A 16017-nucleotide genomic window follows, 5' to 3' on the forward strand; every position below is an offset into this window, starting at 1 on the left:
CGCCTACCGACAACGCCTTTGGGGGTGTGAGTGCGCAAGTCACCGATCGTGGCGCTCGCGATCGTCGCGCTCATCGGTGCGCTCGGCGTCTTCGTCGTCGTGAACACCTTCTCCGACGGCATCAAGCTTCCGAAGATCGGCCCCGAGTGCACCGTACGGGCCGACGGTGAGGTCACGCTCGACTACGTGCAGATGGCCAACGCCGCGACGATCACCGCGGTGGGTCTGCGCCGGGGCATGCCCGAGCGGGCCGTGGTGATCGCGCTGGCCACCGCGTTCCAGGAGTCGAAGCTGGAAAATCTCGACGACGGCGACCGCGACTCGGTCGGCCTCTTCCAGCAGCGGCCCAGTCAGGGCTGGGGCACTATCGAGCAGATCAAGGACCCTCGGTACGCGGCCAACAAGTTCTACGCGTCGCTCAAGAAGGTCAAGGGCTACCAGAAGATGCGGGTCACCGACGCCGCGCAGAAGGTGCAGCGCTCGGCCTATCCCAATGCGTACGAGAAATGGGCCGACGAGTCGGCGGTGCTGGCCCGGGCTCTCACCGGCCGTGCGACCGGGGCCGTGGAGTGCAGTGTGAGCGGCTCGCCGGTGCTGCGCGGGGCCGAGGCGGCGGCCGCGCTGATGGACGGCTTGCGGCTCGACTGGGGCCGGGGCCTGCCCGAGTCGGCGGCTGCCAAGCAGGCCGGCGGGCTCACGGTCAAGGTGGCCGATCCCAGTGCGGGCTGGCGTTACGCCCACTGGCTGGTCGCGCACGCCTCGGCCACGGGTCTCGAACGGGTACGTTTCGGCGACCTGGAGTGGCACGCCCCTGACGGTAAGTGGCAGGCGGTAACCGCCGGAAGCGCCGCCGGCACCAGCCGGGTCGTCGCCGAAGTCTTCAACTGACGTCCCGTTTCGGCGGCAGCCCGAAAGTTTCGGCCATCCGGCTGGTGACTCGCAGTGATGATGAACGATTCGGGTGCGCAGTTGCGTAGCGTATACATCGACATGGACAGACAGCTACCACCCTGGTACTAAGTAGGACGTGTCGAGGGCAATCGAGTGGATACTCCTGGGTGCCGGCAGCTGTACGGCGATCATCGTGGGCCTGCGCCGGCACCGCCCGGCACGGGTCGTGCCGTGGCTGCTGCTGGCGGGGGCGGTCGCCGTCCTGGCCATCGGGGATGTTTTCTACGCATTTGACGAAATGTCCTTCGCGACGGGCTTCTACCTCGCGATGTTCGTGCTCGTGGCGGGCGCGTTATGGCAGTTCACGCAGGGCGGCTCGGTGCTGGTCGACCGGGCCCGGCTGCTCGATCTGCTGGCCTTCGCCTGCGCCGCGCTGCTGGTCGTGTGGGTCTTCGCGATCGGCGACAACGGCTTCGCGGGCGAGATCTCGGCGTCCGACGTGATGGGCTCGCTGCTGCTCATCGGGGTGGCGGTCCGGCTCAACCTGGCCGTGCGGGGCAACGTCGCGGCGATGCTGCTGCTGACCGGCTCGATCGGGTTGCTGGCCGGTGACGTGCTGTACCCGTTGTTCCCCGGCGAGGCCGGCGAGACCGGTTACCGTGTGCTCTACGTGACCTGGGGTCTGGCCGCGCTGCACCCGTCGATGGTGCGCCTGACCCAGCCGATGACCCCGAGCACGCCTCGCTGGCGCGGCCGCTGGGCGGCCCTGCTCGGCGCCTCGGTGGCCACCCCGCCCCTGGTGCTGCTGATCGAGGCCCTGCAGGGCGGAGTGAACGACGGCGTCCCGATCGCCATCGCCGCCGCCATCACGCTGACACTGACGATCACCCGCCTGGCCGACTCGGCCACGCTCAACAGCCAGGCCCTGGGCCGCGAGCAGGGTCTGCGCGGCGCCAGCACGGCCCTGGTCGCCGCGGCCGACGTGCCCGCCGTCGACGAGGCCGTCCGCAACGCCGTGGCCGTCCTGCTCCCCCGGGACGCCCTGCGCCGCGTGGTCTTCGCCCCCGACGACCGCGGGCTGGCCGCCGAGGCCCTGCCCCCGCCCCCGCCCGGCCGCCACCGCACCTGGTGGGTCGCCCCGACCGTGGTGTCTCGGCCCTCGGCCACCGTGCCGTCGGCGCCTGCCGCTCCGGTCTCCAGGCCCGCCGACGCTGTCATCGAAGCCGGCGCGGCCGGCAGCTCGGCGAACACCGCCCGGCCGCTGCGGCGCCGGGGCCCCGCCCGGATGACCCGGCGCTTCGGGGCCTGGTCACGGTCGGGAGCGGCCGGCCGTGACGGCGAGGAGGCGACGCTCGTCTGCCCGCTCTGGCTGGAACCGCTGGCCGTGGCCCGTCCCAGCGGCGGCGCGCTGGTGCTGACCGGCCGCCGGGACGGGCTCGCCGCGGCCCACGACGCGCTCGAGGTGCTGGCTGGGCAGGCCGCGCTCGCCCTCGACCGGATCAGCCTGGTCGAGGCCGTCGGCCGCCGCGACAGCGACCTCTACCTGCGGGCTGTGATCAGCAACACGGCCGACCTGATGCTCGTGCTCGACGAGGACCAGCGCATCCGTTACGCCAGCCCGGCCCTGCACGACCTGCTCGGCGACGACGAGCTCTCCCCGCTGGCCACCCTGGAGGATCTGGTCCACCCCGACGACCGCGGCCAGATCCGCCGCGCGTTCACGGCCGGCGGCGACGGCACAATCTTCTGTGCTTTGCGCCGCCCCGACCACAGCCAGGCCCTGGTCGAGGCCACTTACCGCGATCTGCGCGGCGACCGTCTGGTGCAAGGCTTCGTGATCACGATGCGCAACGTCACCGAGTCGCAGGACATCGCCGACACCATTCCTCACCGCGACCAGCTGGACGAACTCCCGGCCTGGGTCAACCGCCGCAGCGCCCAGCACAAGTTCCGGTACTGAGCCGCCCGCCGGCTCGGCCGCCCCTTCGAACGCGCCGAAGCGCCGGACCACATGTGGTCCGGCGCTTCGTTCGGTTCCGCGATCGACGATCGCCTGTCGTCAGCGGTGGACGCGACGACGGCCACCGTAACCGGCAACCAGAGCCACACCGATGGCGGCGAGCACGACCTGGAACAGAAGCTCGATCCAGTCGAAGCCCTTGGTGTCGGCAACACCGGTCGCCCGGGCCAGCACCGTGCCCAGCAGGGCGGCGACAACGCCGATGACCAGGGTCAGCCAGATCGGGATGTTCTGCTTGCCGGGTACGACCAGGCGGCCCAGGGCGCCGATGATGAGACCGACGACGAGGGCGGTGATGATGCCGGTGACAGTCATTGGGGGTTCCTCTCGGGGTGAAGCAGTTGTTGCGTCCGTCGAGCCCCAGAGTTCCCGAGTGGTCGAAAACCCAAACCGTTTTATTTTTTGTTTGCTCCCTTGGTGTCCGGACCGTCGGATGTCGACAGGGCGGCGATGAACGCCTCCTGCGGCACCTCGACCCGGCCGACCATCTTCATCCGCTTCTTGCCCTCTTTCTGCTTCTCGAGCAGCTTGCGCTTGCGGCTGATGTCACCGCCGTAGCACTTGGCGAGCACGTCCTTGCGGATGGCGCGGATGGTCTCGCGCGCGATGATGCGGCTGCCGATGGCGGCCTGGATCGGCACCTCGAACTGCTGCCTCGGGATGAGTTTCTGCAGCTTCGAGGCGATGGTGACCCCGTACGAATAGGCCTTGTCCTTGTGGACGATCGCGCTGAACGCGTCGACCGGCTCACCGTGCAACAGGATGTCCACCTTGACCAGGTCGGCCACCTGTTCGCCGGAGGGCTCGTAGTCGAGGGAGGCGTAGCCCTTCGTCTTGCTCTTCAACTGGTCGAAGAAGTCGAAGATGATCTCGGCGAGGGGCAGCGTGTAGCGCAGTTCGACCCGCTCCGACGAGAGGTACTCCATGCCCAGCAGGCTGCCGCGCCGGCTCTGGCACAGCTCCATGACCGCGCCGACGTAGTCGTTGGGCACCAGCACCGTGGCCCGGACGACCGGCTCGTGGATCTCCGAGATCTTGCCGTCGGGGAACTCGCTCGGGTTGGTGACGACCCGCTCCTCGGCGTCCTCGGTGTAGACGCGGTAGACCACGTTGGGCGCCGTGGAGATCAGGTCGAGGCCGAACTCGCGTTCCAGCCGCTCGCCGATGATCTCGAGGTGGAGCAGGCCGAGGTAGCCGACGCGGAAGCCGAAGCCGAGCGCGGCCGACGTCTCGGGCTCGTAGGTGAGCGCGGCGTCGTTGAGCTTGAGCTTGTCGAGCGCGTCACGCAGCGCCGGGTAATCGGAGCCGTCGATCGGGTAGAGACCCGAGTAGACCATCGGCTTGGGGTCTTTGTAGCCGCCCAGCGCTTCGTTGGCCGGGCGGGCGTTGCCGGTCACCGTGTCACCGACGCGGGACTGGCGGACGTCCTTCACACCGGTGATCAGATAGCCCACCTCGCCCACGCCGAGCGCGCCCGCCTTCTCCATCTCGGGCGAGACGACGCCGATCTCGAGCAGCTCGTGGACGGCGCCGGTCGACATCATCTTGATGCGGTCGCGGGCCTCGATGCGGCCGTCGATGACCCGGACGTACGTCACCACGCCGCGATAGACGTCGTAGACCGAGTCGAAGATCATCGCGCGGGCCGGCGCATCGGCCTCGCCCACGGGGGCCTGGAACTGGCGGACGATCTCGTCGAGCAGGTGGTCGACGCCGACACCGGTCTTGCCGGACACCCGCAGCACGTCGTCGGGCTCGCAGCCGATCAGCTTCGCGAGCTCCTCGGCGTACTTCTCGGGCTGCGCGGCCGGCAGGTCGATCTTGTTGAGCACCGGGATGATGTGGAGGTCGTTCTCCATCGCCAGATACAGGTTGGCGAGGGTCTGCGCCTCGATGCCCTGCGCGGCGTCGACCAGCAGCACCGCACCCTCGCAGGCGGCCAGTGAGCGGGAGACCTCGTACGTGAAGTCGACGTGGCCCGGGGTGTCGATCATGTTGAGAACGGCGGTCTCGCCCTGCTGACCACCCTCGCGCACCGTCCACGGCATGCGGACGGCCTGCGACTTGATCGTGATGCCGCGTTCGCGCTCGATGTCCATGCGGTCGAGATACTGCGCCCGCATCTGACGCGGGTCGACCACCCCGGTGATCTGCAGCATGCGGTCGGCCAGCGTCGACTTGCCGTGGTCGATGTGGGCGATGATGCAGAAGTTGCGGATGCGAGCGGGATCGGTGTTGCCGATCACGTTCACGCCGGGGTCGAGCGGTCCAGGCACGATCTTCCGTTCTTCTCAGACTGGGTTGCCGCCGGCGCGCCGCCGACGGCCTCTATCGTCCCACGCCCGCGGCGAAGCCCGGCCGTCACCCGAGCAAGCGACCTCAGACCCGGTCCAGCGGCACGTGCGGACCCGGCGGCAGCTCGACCGTGATCGGATCACCCGGCCGCACCGCGCCACCTCGCAGGACGACCGTCATGATGCCGCCCTTGCGCACGACGTTGCCCTCGGCGTCCTGGCCGACCAGCTCCTTGAGCAGGCCCTGTCGCAGACCGTTGATCTGCGCGCACGGATTCCGCAGACCCGCCACGACAACCGCCGGCCGCGGATCGTGGCCACTCTCGCGCTCGGCCGCCGCTCGCACCGCCTCGGCCGCCCGCGCGGTCGCCTCGTCCAGCGCCGCCGCATCGGCCGCCGCCAGTACCCCGTCAAGCCCTCCGGCCCCACCGTCGCCGGCCCCGCCGTCGCCGGCAGACTCGCCGCGCCCCGCCGCCCCGCTCCCAACGGACGCGTCGGCGCCGGGCAGCCCGCTCTCGGCTGCGTCCGCCGCCCCGCTCCCGGCGGGGGCGCCGGCGCTCGGCGGGCCGAAGCGCAGGATCGTGCCCACCGGCAGCCCGAGCAGGTCGATCCCCCGGGTCGTCACGTTCTCACCGAGATTGCCGGGCCGGACCTCGTAACCCTTCTCCGCGACCTCGTCGAACAGCTCCTCATGGATCAGATGCACCTGCCGCAGATTCGGCTGCGACGGATCGGCCCGCACCCGCGACCGATGCCGAACGTGCACCCCGGCGTGCGAGTCCCCCTCCACCCCCAGCCCCGTCACCAGCACGATCTCGTCGTGCACGGGTTTGGTGAACGAATACACCTCGTTGCGGCTGACCGACGTCACCGATCCTCGAGCAGTCTTCATGCCTCGCAGTCTGGCGAACCCCCTCCCCGGGCTCGACCCCTTTTCCCACCGGATGAATCCGGGTCAGTCGGGTGGGGCCAGGAACAACGCCGACAGCTTGGGGAGCCGGCGCTGCATCTCCTCCTCGTTGTCGAAATCCCACAGGTCGCCCACCTCGGGCCGGGTCACCGGACGCTCCCCCTCGGGCAGCGGCGAACCGGTGGCCTGCTCGTAGGCGTCGGCCGCGATCGAGAGCACCTCTTCGGCCTCGAAGACCGCGCCGGTGTCGGCCGCGGCCTGCACCACCGCCACGTCGGCCAGGGAGTCGGGCGATTTCACCGAGCGGGCCACCGCGTCGCGACCATGCGCGATCAGCCAGCCGCGGAAGCTGTCGAAGCCCTCCTCACCGACGCCGCCGTTGATCAGATAGGCCGCGGCCCACAGATCCTGCGTGCCGGAGGCGACCATGACCTTGTCGAGATGCCGCCCCCAGGCCACGATCTCTTCGGGATCGCGGGTGGCCAGATCGGCCGCGGCGCGTTTCGCCACATCGGCGGGCGAGGCGGGCCGATCGGCCGTCGCGCGGCTGATGACCGCCCAGAAGTCATCGGTTCTCATGCCGACGATCCTGCCAGTGGGGTACGACAAAACCGCGAAGGGCAGGATGGGACGGTGCGATCGATTTCGCTTCCCGACGTGCCCTACGGCGCCACCGCCGTACGGCCGGGCTGGTCCGATCTTCCGGAGAGCCTGCGCCGGGCCGTCTCCGCCCGCCTGGGCGCGCCGGTGGTGGAGGCCCGCAGTGCCGGCGGCGGCTTCACCAGGGCCTTCGCGGCCGTCCTGACCACCTCGTCCGGCCTGACCGCCTTCGTCAAGGCCGCACCGCTCGCGGACCCCACCTCCGAGTGGTATTCGCGAGAGGCCTACATCACGTCCCACCTGCCCGCCGAGGTGCCGGCGCCCCGGCCGCTCTGGACGATGATCGATTCGGAGTATTTCGTCCTGTGCCTGGAGCCGGTCAACGGGCACGTGCCGGCCCTGCCGTGGCCGCCGGCCGAGCTGGAGGCGGCGCTGTCCGCCTGGTCGGCCGCCGCAGCCGCCCTGGCTGCACCGAGCCGCGAGCTGCTCGAGGTCGGCGTGCCCCCGCTGCCCGAGATCGTGCGCCGCGAACACTCCTGGTGGACCGAGATCGCGGCCGGTGGCGAGCCGATGCCCCGCACGGCCCACGGCACGGTGGCACCAACCCGGCTGGCTCACCTGGCCCGGCTCGAGCAGGAGCTGCCCGAGCTGGTCGCGGGGGACGCGCTGCTGCACGGTGACCTGCGCGTCGACAACGTCCTGATCGATCGGTCGGGTCGCGCCCGCCTCTGCGACTGGACCTGGCCGACCCGCGGCGCCGCCTGGTTCGACACGGTGACGCTGCTGGTCACGGCATTCGCGAGCGGGCTCGACGCGGACGCATACCTGGCCGGCTGGGACGCGCCCGCCGAGGGCGTGGACGGAGCGCTGGCCGCGCTGGCCGGGTATTGGCTGGTGCGGGCGGACGGCGGGCCGAGCAGCGCGTCGCCGCACAGCCGTCAGCATCAGCGGTTCAGCGGGGAGCAGGCCCTGGCCTGGCTGGCCGAGCGCCGCGGCTGGTGACTCGGGCTCGTTTTGGCGGCTCGGGAGCGTGCTGGTAGGCTGGCTAATCGCGTGTGGTGAGGATCCTGTCGGCGAGAGCCGGTGCGGTGACCATCCCGCCGAGACCATTTTCCGAACACCTAGTCAGGACAAGGCTGTCGCGTGGCGAACATCAAGTCCCAGATCAAGCGCAACCGGCAGAACGAGAAGGCCCGGCTGCGCAACAAGTCGGTCAAGTCGTCGCTGAAGACCGTGATTCGCAAGCTGCACGAGGCGAGCGAGGCCGGCGACACGCAGACCGCGACGACGCTGCTGCGTGACGCCTCTCGTCAGCTGGACAAGGCCGCGAGCAAGGGCGTCATCCACAAGAACCAGGCGGCGAACCGCAAGTCGGCCATCGCCAAGCGCGTCGCCGCGCTGTCTGCCTGACGTTCCGCAGTCACACCCCGGGCATCGCCGGGCCCTTCGGGGTCCGCTGCGGTGCCCGGTGTTGTTGGCACGCCTTCGAGGGCAGAACGCCGTTCACCGGGCGTCCTCACCGCGTAGGTGGGGGCCTCGACCTGTCGCCGAGCCGGTTCGACCACTCCCCGGAGCTCGCGCCGCGATCGACCAGCTCGGGTCTGTCTACGGCCTGACTGCGACCGCCTCGGACGCCCCCGAACTACGGGAGCACTCGGACGGCCCCCGAGCTACGGAAGCACGGGAGCGGCAGGCAGCAGGACCCACGAGCGCTGCGAAGCGGCAGCAGGCGCACACCGGCGGCGGAAGCGGCAGCAATCGGCGGCGGGCCTACTCGTAGCGGCGCGTCGCCGACTGGCGGATCCACTGCTGCTGGGCCTCGGCCCGCTCCACCCACGGCCGTTTGATCGGGGCGCCCCGCTCCCGGCTGATCATGCCGGGCAGCCGGGCGGTCGCGTCGTCGGCCGGGGGCGGCACCGTCGCGTGCTCGACCAGCGGCCGCACGCCCACCGGGGCCGCCGCCGGCACCGGCGTCAGCGCGCCGGCGATCACGTCGTTGAGCTTGACCATGATGGCGACCGTGAGCGGCAGCACGATCACGCCCCACCAGCTCACCAGCTCGGCCAGGGCCAGCAGGATGCCCAGCGCGACCGCGCCCTCGAGAAACACGAAGCACAGGAAGCCGTTGGGCGTCAGGAACTTCAGGCGAAGCATCCGGGCATACATCGGCCGGTGCACGTCGAACTGCTCGGGACGGCGGCTCATCGCGTCCCACCCGCGCGCCGAGCCGCGGCGACCGCGAAAACGGCCTGCTCCAGCGCGAAGCCACGGTCCTCGGCCCCGCCCTTGACGGCGGCGTTGCAGGCGGCGGCGGCCTGCATGGCGTCGACCAGCCCCTCCGGCGTCCAGCCGCGGCTGCGTTCCTGAGCCCGCTGGATCTTCCACGCGGGCATGCCGAGCGAACTGGCCATCTGATACGGGTTGCCGCGCCCGGCCGAGGCGACCCGGGCCACCGTACGCACCCCGTCGGCGATGGCGTCGGCGATCGGCACCGGGTCGACGCCGACGTGCAGCGCCCACCGCAGCGCCTCGAGCGCCCCCGGCACGTCGCCGATCATCGCCGCGTCGGCCACGGTGAACCCGCTCGCCTCGGCCCGGCCCTTGTAATACCGAGCGACGACCGCCTCGGTGATCTTGCCGTCGGTGTCGGCGAGCAGCTGCGAGCAGGCAGCGGCGATCTCCCGCAGGTCGTTGCCCACGGAGGCGAGCAGCGCGGACGCGGCCGCCTCGTCACACTTGCCCCCGTTGCGCCGGAACTCGTCCCGCACGAACGCGATCCGCTCCCGGTCGCCCTTGAGCTTGGCGGCCGCCACGACGGTGGCGCCGGCCGAGCGCAGCCCGTCGGCCAGGGCCTTGCCCTTGGCGCCGCCCAGGTGGGTGACGATCAGCGAGACCTCGGGGTCGGGATTCTTGGCGTACGCCAGCAGGGCGGTGATCAGGTCTTTCTTGGCATCCTGACCGGAGCGGAGCACCAGAACGCGCCGCCCGCCGAAAAGTGACGGGCTCAGCATCTCGGCGATTTCACCCGGCAGCAGGCTGCCCGCCTCGTATTCGCGCACATCGGCGCCCGGTTCGGCGGCCCGCGCGTCGTCGACCGCGGCCGTGACCGCGCGCGCGACGAGCAACTCCTCATCGCCTTGGACGAGCAGCAACGGGGCGGGAGGCGCGGTGTTCACGCCCAACATCGTTGCACGAAGGGCTGACGTTTCCGCGAGGCTCACTCCTTAGCGCAGACTCGTCGATCACGGAACGCGAAAGCCGACATATCGGCGTTCGGCCATGCCCCGCAACCGCCGATCAAGGCTCGATCAGGCTGAATGTCTTCTCGGTGGAACAAAGCGGACCGATCGGCCATCGACGCACGTCGCCCGCGAACGAGCACGACCTGAACGGCCTACCCCGGGCGTGTCGTCCGCCCCGGCTCACCGTCAGCCCAGCAGCTCCGAAGGCACCATCGACCCGACCCAGGCGTCCACCCGCGCGCCGCGATGCACCAGCCGTTGCCGCAGGATCGCCTCGAACCGGAACCCGGCCTTCTCCGCCACCCGCCGCGACGCATGGTTGCCGACCTCAGCCCGCCACTCGATCAGCCCGAGCCCGAGCGGGCCGAACCCCCACCCGCACAACGCCCGCACCGCCGCCGTGGCGACGCCCCGCCCACGCGCCGCCGGATCCATCCAGTAGCCGATCTGCGCCGCCCCGGACCCGTCGAGCCCGAACCCGACCCGGCCGAGCCGCACCTCCCCCGCCACAACGACGAACTCCGCCCTCGTTCCCGCATCCCACCCCGCTATCGACATCTCCCGGACGAAGAACTCGGCGTCCGCCAGGTGATACGGCACCGGGATCTGCAGATACTTCTGCACGAGCGGGTCCAGCGACACCTCGTACACCCAGGGAATGTCGCTCTCCTCGAACGGCCGCAACTGAAGGCCACCCGCGGTGATCGTCTCGCGCCTCATCCCGGCATTGTCCGTCAGGGCGCCGGCGGATCACCGCGCGCGACGACGGCCAGCCCGCGCCCGGAGGCCACGGCGGCCAGATCACCCAGCTGATCCGTACGCAGCACGCGCGCACCACCCCGAGCCAGCCGGGCCAGCAGCGGCCCGTTCGGATGGCCGTAATCGTTGTCCGCGCCGACCGACACGAGCGCCACCGACGGCCGGATCTCGTCCAGGAACCGCGCGCTCTGATAGCTGCTCCCGTGATGGGCGACTTTGAGCACGTCCGCCCGTACGGCGCCGACGCCCAGGTGGGTGAGCATGTCCTCCTGTTCCTCGGTCTCGGCGTCCCCCGGCAGCAGAATCGTCCGGCCGTCCACCTCGGCCCGCAGCACCAGGGAGTTGTTGTTGGGGTCGGAGTTCGTGCCACGCATCGGCTCCACAGGCCCGAGCACCCGCAACCGCACGTTCCCGGCCTCGTACGCCCACCCGGGCCCCACCGCGTGCACGGCGACCCGCCCGGCCGCGGCTCGTACGGCCGCCCGGCCCGCCGGTGGGTCCGGCCAGGACGGTCCGACCACCGCGCGCACGTCCCGGCCGCGGAAGACACCCGTGACGCCGCCGATGTGGTCGACGTGGAAGTGACTGACCACGAACAGCACCACCTGACGAACCCCGAGCCGGCGCAGGCAGTGATCGACCGCGTTCGGCTCGGGCCCGGCGTCGACCACCACCGCGCGCCCACTGCCGGCGGGCAGCACGATCGCGTCGCCCTGCCCCACCGCGCACGCCACGACCAGCCAGCCCGGCGGAGGCCAGCCCGAGGCCAGCAGCCGTACGGGCAAAGCGCCCAGCACACCTCCGAGCGTCACCACCGTGACCAGCTTGCGGACGAGGGGCCGCCGGGTGGCGACGAGCAGCCCGACGGTGATCACGGCCAGCAGCAGCGCGCCGGTGAGCCCGCCCGGCCACGGCAGCGCCCCCGCCGGCACCCGGGCGCCGTAGGTGGCCACCAGCACCAGCCACTGCGCCGGCCAGTGCCCCAGCCACGCGGCGAACTCGGCCCCGGCCGGCCACACCGGCGAGATCACTGCCGCCGTCACCCCGAGCAGCGTGGCCGGGGCGATCGCGGGCACGGCCAGCAGGTTGGCCGGGACCGCCACGATGCTGATCGCGCCGGACAGCCCGGCCACGACCGGCCCGCACACGACCTGCGCGGCCGCCGGAACCGCGAGCGCCTCGGCCGGCCCCGGCGGCCAGCCCCGGGCCCGCAAGCCGTCCCGCCACACCGGCGCGAGCAGCAGCAGGCCCGACGTGGCCAGCACCGACAGCGCGAACCCGACGTCCGAGGCCAGCTCCGGGTCGGCCAGGATCAGCACAGCCACGCCCGCGGCCAGCGCCGGCAGGGCAGCCCGGCGTCGCCCCGAGGCCAGCCCGATCAGTCCGATCGCCCCCATGGCGGCGGCCCGCACCACACTCGGCGAGGGCCGCGCCAGGATGACGAACCCCACCAGCGCCGCCGCACAGACCAGCGCCGTGATCACCGGCCCGGCCCGGGTCCGCCGCACCGCGAACAGCACGACCCCCAGCACGATCGCCACGTTGGCGCCGGAAACGGCGTTCAGATGCGTCATGCCGGTCGCCCGGAAGTCCTCCTCGAGCGCCGGGTCGAGCCGGCTCGTGTCCCCGACGATCAGTCCCGGCAGCAACCCACCGGGCCGATCGGGCAGCGGCTCGCAGGCCCGTTGCAGCCCCGCCCGCAGCGCCCCCGCCGCCCGCTGCGCCCACGACGGTCGTCCCACCACCTGCGGCGCCTTCCGCACCGAGGCCACCGCCGCCCGCAGGTCCCCACCGCGGGGCGGCATCAGCTTGCCCTCGGCCCTGACCCGCTGCCCCGGCAGCAGCCCCCGCCACGCCGGATCGCTGCCCAGCACGAGGGCCCGGGCCGACAACCGCAGCGTCGCCCCGTGCTCCGGCCGCACGGCCTGGAGATCAACGGCCACGATGTACGTCGGCGGCATCCCCGCGGAACTCCTCAACGCCCGTGGATCATCCCGGACGATCAGCTCCATCCACACCGGATCACCGGCCCGGATCACCTCCACCAACGGCCCGGCCTCCCGCACACTCACCCGGGCCCCGGTCGTCACCGCTCCGCAAGCCACCCCGAGCAGCAGGGCCGGCCCCACCCACCGCCCGGCATGCGCCCACCCGGCCCGCGAGCCGCCGGCGTCGTCGCTCTTCCGCCCGGTTCCCGAACGGCACGGGGCCGCCCGCGGCGGGGCCTGCCGTTGGTGGTCGGCTCCACCCGCCGCGGCCCGCTTGATCGCGACGGTCAGCGCGATGGCCAGAGCGGCCGCGCCCACCCCGATCAGGATGCCGGCGCGCGCGGTGAGGTAGAGGGCAGCCAGCGCCGACATCCACACCGCGACGGCGAAGCCGGCCAGCCGCAGATCGGGGACGCCGTCCGCCTTCCGGAGGGCCGCTGCGCCGGGTCCAGCCGCGCCCGGTCCAGCCGCGCGTCCCGCGGCCGGGCTCCCGACCGAGGTGGCCCGCCGGCCGGCACGAGGAGAGTGGCTCGGGGACGGTGTGGCCCGGCCGGCGCTCCGGCCCGACGCGTTCGCTTGCGGGCCGGGCCGCCCGGTTGGCCGCGACCTCATACCGTGACCAGGTCTTTCAGCTGTTCGTAGCGGGCGTCCCCGATGCCGTCGACCTTGCGCAGGTCGCCGACGGCCTTGAACCCGCCCTGGGCGTCCCGGGCGTCGAGGATCCGCTGGGCCAGCACCGGGCCCACCCCCGGCAGACCGTCCAGATCGGCCAGCGTCGCGGTGTTGAGGTTGACCAGGCCACCGGGACCGGTGCCACCGGGGGCCGCCGGGCCGGTCGGCAGGGTGATGCCCGGTGGTGGCGTCACGCCGACCATGATGAGCTCGCCGTCCACCACCTTGCGGGCGAGGTTGAGCACGGAGACGTCCACCCCGGGCTCGGCTCCGCCCGCCGCGGTCAGCGCGTCCGCCACCCGTGCGCCCGGCGCGAGCTTCACCAGTCCGGGCTTCCGGACCTTGCCACCCACCGCGACCACCACCTCGGCCGCCGCCGAAGCCGCGGCGGGAGCGGAGACGGGCGCATCCCCGGCGTCCGACTCGGCCACGTTGAGCGGAGGCGGCGCCACCGGGTCCACCCGAGGGCGGGAACGCCAGGCCAGCAGGGCCGCGATCACGACGACGACGGCGGCCACCACGGCCAACGCCCGCACGCCGCGCCGCCCTGGATCGAACGCCCCGATCCCGAACCGCCGCCCACCCTCACCCGGCCCGCCGCCGAAAGCCCCCGCCGCGCTCAGCCCCGGCGACTCCTCCGGCTCCGGCAGACTCGACGACGTGAAGGCGAAACGATCGCGCTCCGGATCGAACACGTAGTTCTCCGAGGGCGGCTCGCCCTCCTGCTCGGGCAGCACCCACGCCGGCGGTGGAAGCGGCCGCGGCGCATAGGGCTCGGCCTCCGGCATCACATCGCCGAGATGCGACTCCCGCAGATCCCCCACCCGCTGAGCCCCGGTCGCACCCCGCAGATCCCCCACCACCCGCTGAGCCCCCGTCGCACCCCGCAGAGCAACGACCACCGGCGGCGGCGAGACCACGCCAGGCCGCCCGGCACCACCCGTCGCCCGCATCCCGTCATCGGCCGTCTCAAGCAGCCCAGCCCGCTCCCCCAGACTCGCGCGCACGGTCGAAGCAGCCTCAACAGGAGCCGCGGCAGGAACGGCGGCCACCGTGGACACCCTCAGCGGTGTGGAAGCGGCCAGCGGCGCGGAGGCAGCCACCGCCGCAGGAGCAGCCACCGCCGCAGGAGCAGCCACCGCCGCAGGGACAGCCACCGCCGCAGGGACAGCCACCGCCGCAGGAGCAGCCACCGCCGCGAAGGCGGCAGGCAACGTGGAGGCCGTCGGCGGGATGGGCACCGACAGGTCCGAAGGGGTCAGCGGCGTCGCCGGAGCCGCGGCTGGTGCAGGGCCCGCAGCCGGCGGCGTGGCCCACGGGGTGCCGGCCCGATAGCTGTCCGCCTGCGCGGGGACAGCCGGCGGGCCGCCCGGCTCAGGAGGGCTTTCAGCCGGGACACGCTCGGGCGGGTGAAATACGGCGCTGGGCGCCGCCTCCAGGTCTACGTCGTCGGGCCAGGCCGGGATGATGTCCGACCACTCCAGCGGCTCGCCGACCTCGGCCAGCGACGCCAGGCCGTCGGCGTAGGAGGAGGGCACCGGGGCGGGTCGGGACGACTCGGCGCTGGAGGCAGAGGCCCAGGAACTGGCACGGCCGGGGACGGGCGCCGCCGAACCCGGACCGGAGGGACCCGCGGGGTGCGCAGCACGCGCCCGGAGGGCACCGGCCGGGTGGGCCGGCGACGGGTGGGTGGGGAAGGATGGGCTGGCGTGTGGAGTGGCGGAGGCTGGTGGGCCGGCCGCCGCAGCCGGCAGCACTGACCGCAGCCTCTGCGCTATGGCTTCGTCTGTGGGGTTCCGCTCTCGCACGTTCAGGAAGCTAGGCAAGACGGCGAGATCTTGCCCCGGAGCCTGTGGACAGAGGTGCATTGTGGATAACTCGGCGATCATGGCAACGGGTGCTATGGCGGAGCGCCTGCGCCGGGCCGGTTGTGTCTTTGCCGAGGAGGAGGCGGAGGTCATCGCCGGGGCCGCGGCTGACGCCGTGACCAGGGATCGCATGGTGGAGCGGCGCGTCCGGGGTGAGCCGCTGGAGCAGGTTGTCGGTTTCGCTGATTTTGCCGGGGTCCGCGTGCGGCTGCGGCCGGGTGTCTTCGTGCCCCGGGTCCGCAGCGAGCTGCTGGTGCGTCTGGCGGCCGAGGGGAACCCCCGGGTGGTCGTGGATCTCTGTTGCGGCTCGGGCGCCCTGGGCCTGGCCGTCCAGCGGCGCCGCCCGGGCGTGGAGCTGCATGCGGCCGATCTCGACGCGAACGCCACCGGATGTGCGCGCGACAACGGCATCATCCACGTCTATGAAGGCGACCTGTACGACCCGCTCCCGCACACCCTCCACGGCCGCGTCGATGTGCTTCTGGCCAATGTGCCTTATGTCGCCACCGCGCATCTCCCGTTGCTGCCGGCCGAGGCCCGCGAGCACGAACCGTCGATGGCCCTGGATGGTGGTGCGGATGGCCTTGATATCTTTCGCCGAGTAGCCGGGAGCGCTCCCAAATGGCTTGCCGCTGGTGGCGTGCTGCTCTCCGAGATCACGGAAGCGCAGCAAAAGGCCGCTCTGGCCGCCATTCGGGTGTCAGGCCTGGACGGCGACGTCGTCTACGACGAAGATCTCGAAGCGCGAGTGGCCAGGGCTCGCAAAGGCTGAG

The 16017-nt window shown here is 72.1% G+C and carries 14 protein-coding genes; 5 read left to right on the forward strand and 9 right to left on the reverse strand.

The window, feature by feature from the left end; genetic code table 11:
• Positions 1–30 precede the first annotated feature (30 nt).
• Positions 31–888: a hypothetical protein gene (locus tag BKA14_RS24295; RefSeq protein ID WP_184953180.1), complete on the forward strand. Its 858-nt coding sequence runs from the start codon at positions 31–33 to the stop codon at positions 886–888.
• Between the two features lie 139 nt (positions 889–1027).
• The gene (locus tag BKA14_RS24300) at positions 1028–2851 is read left to right on the forward strand and encodes a PAS domain-containing protein (protein WP_239092708.1); all 1824 of its coding nucleotides are present in this window, start codon (positions 1028–1030) and stop codon (positions 2849–2851) included.
• Positions 2852–2950: 99 nt separating this feature from the next.
• On the opposite strand, the gene BKA14_RS24305 is transcribed toward BKA14_RS24300, so the two are convergent.
• From BKA14_RS24305 to BKA14_RS24320, 4 genes are all read right to left on the reverse strand, one after another.
• Positions 2951–3226 (reverse strand): GlsB/YeaQ/YmgE family stress response membrane protein, encoded by a 276-nt coding sequence (locus tag BKA14_RS24305; protein ID WP_184953181.1) that lies wholly within the window; start codon positions 3224–3226, stop codon positions 2951–2953.
• Between the two features lie 80 nt (positions 3227–3306).
• A complete protein-coding gene (gene lepA, locus BKA14_RS24310; RefSeq protein ID WP_184953182.1) occupies positions 3307–5187 on the reverse strand; it encodes a translation elongation factor 4 in 1881 nt (626 codons plus the stop codon).
• A gap of 103 nt (positions 5188–5290) precedes the next feature.
• Positions 5291–6097, reverse strand: a complete 807-nt coding sequence (locus BKA14_RS24315) for an MOSC domain-containing protein (protein ID WP_184953183.1) — start codon at positions 6095–6097, stop codon at positions 5291–5293.
• A gap of 63 nt (positions 6098–6160) precedes the next feature.
• Positions 6161–6694, reverse strand: a complete 534-nt coding sequence (locus BKA14_RS24320) for a DUF4240 domain-containing protein (RefSeq protein ID WP_184953184.1) — start codon at positions 6692–6694, stop codon at positions 6161–6163.
• 54 nt (positions 6695–6748) lie between these two features.
• Between BKA14_RS24320 and BKA14_RS24325 the strand changes: the two genes are divergently transcribed.
• On the forward strand, positions 6749–7717 hold the full coding sequence (locus BKA14_RS24325; protein WP_184953185.1) for a phosphotransferase: 969 nt from the start codon (positions 6749–6751) through the stop codon (positions 7715–7717).
• Between the two features lie 141 nt (positions 7718–7858).
• Entirely contained in the window at positions 7859–8125 is a 267-nt protein-coding gene (gene rpsT, locus BKA14_RS24330) for a 30S ribosomal protein S20 (RefSeq protein WP_184953186.1), read from the forward strand.
• A 360-nt stretch (positions 8126–8485) separates the two neighbouring features.
• Here rpsT and BKA14_RS24335 read toward each other — a convergent pair whose 3' ends face one another.
• The 5 genes from BKA14_RS24335 to BKA14_RS24355 form a co-directional block, all read right to left on the reverse strand.
• Entirely contained in the window at positions 8486–8920 is a 435-nt protein-coding gene (locus BKA14_RS24335; protein WP_184953187.1) for a hypothetical protein, read from the reverse strand.
• Entirely contained in the window at positions 8917–9900 is a 984-nt protein-coding gene (gene holA / locus BKA14_RS24340) for a DNA polymerase III subunit delta (RefSeq protein WP_184953188.1), read from the reverse strand. Before holA ends, BKA14_RS24335 begins: the two co-directional genes overlap by 4 nt.
• Before the next feature lie 243 nt (positions 9901–10143).
• Entirely contained in the window at positions 10144–10677 is a 534-nt protein-coding gene (locus tag BKA14_RS24345) for a GNAT family N-acetyltransferase (RefSeq protein ID WP_184953189.1), read from the reverse strand.
• Positions 10678–10691: 14 nt separating this feature from the next.
• Positions 10692–13076 (reverse strand): ComEC/Rec2 family competence protein, encoded by a 2385-nt coding sequence (locus BKA14_RS24350; RefSeq protein WP_239092707.1) that lies wholly within the window; start codon positions 13074–13076, stop codon positions 10692–10694.
• A gap of 236 nt (positions 13077–13312) precedes the next feature.
• Positions 13313–13999: a ComEA family DNA-binding protein gene (locus tag BKA14_RS24355; protein WP_239092711.1), complete on the reverse strand. Its 687-nt coding sequence runs from the start codon at positions 13997–13999 to the stop codon at positions 13313–13315.
• A 1279-nt stretch (positions 14000–15278) separates the two neighbouring features.
• Here BKA14_RS24355 and BKA14_RS24360 point away from each other — a divergent pair.
• Entirely contained in the window at positions 15279–16016 is a 738-nt protein-coding gene (locus BKA14_RS24360; RefSeq protein ID WP_260416574.1) for a putative protein N(5)-glutamine methyltransferase, read from the forward strand.
• Position 16017: the final 1 nt, after the last annotated feature.

It is taken from the genome of Paractinoplanes abujensis (assembly GCF_014204895.1).
GTDB lineage: Bacteria > Actinomycetota > Actinomycetes > Mycobacteriales > Micromonosporaceae > Actinoplanes > Actinoplanes abujensis.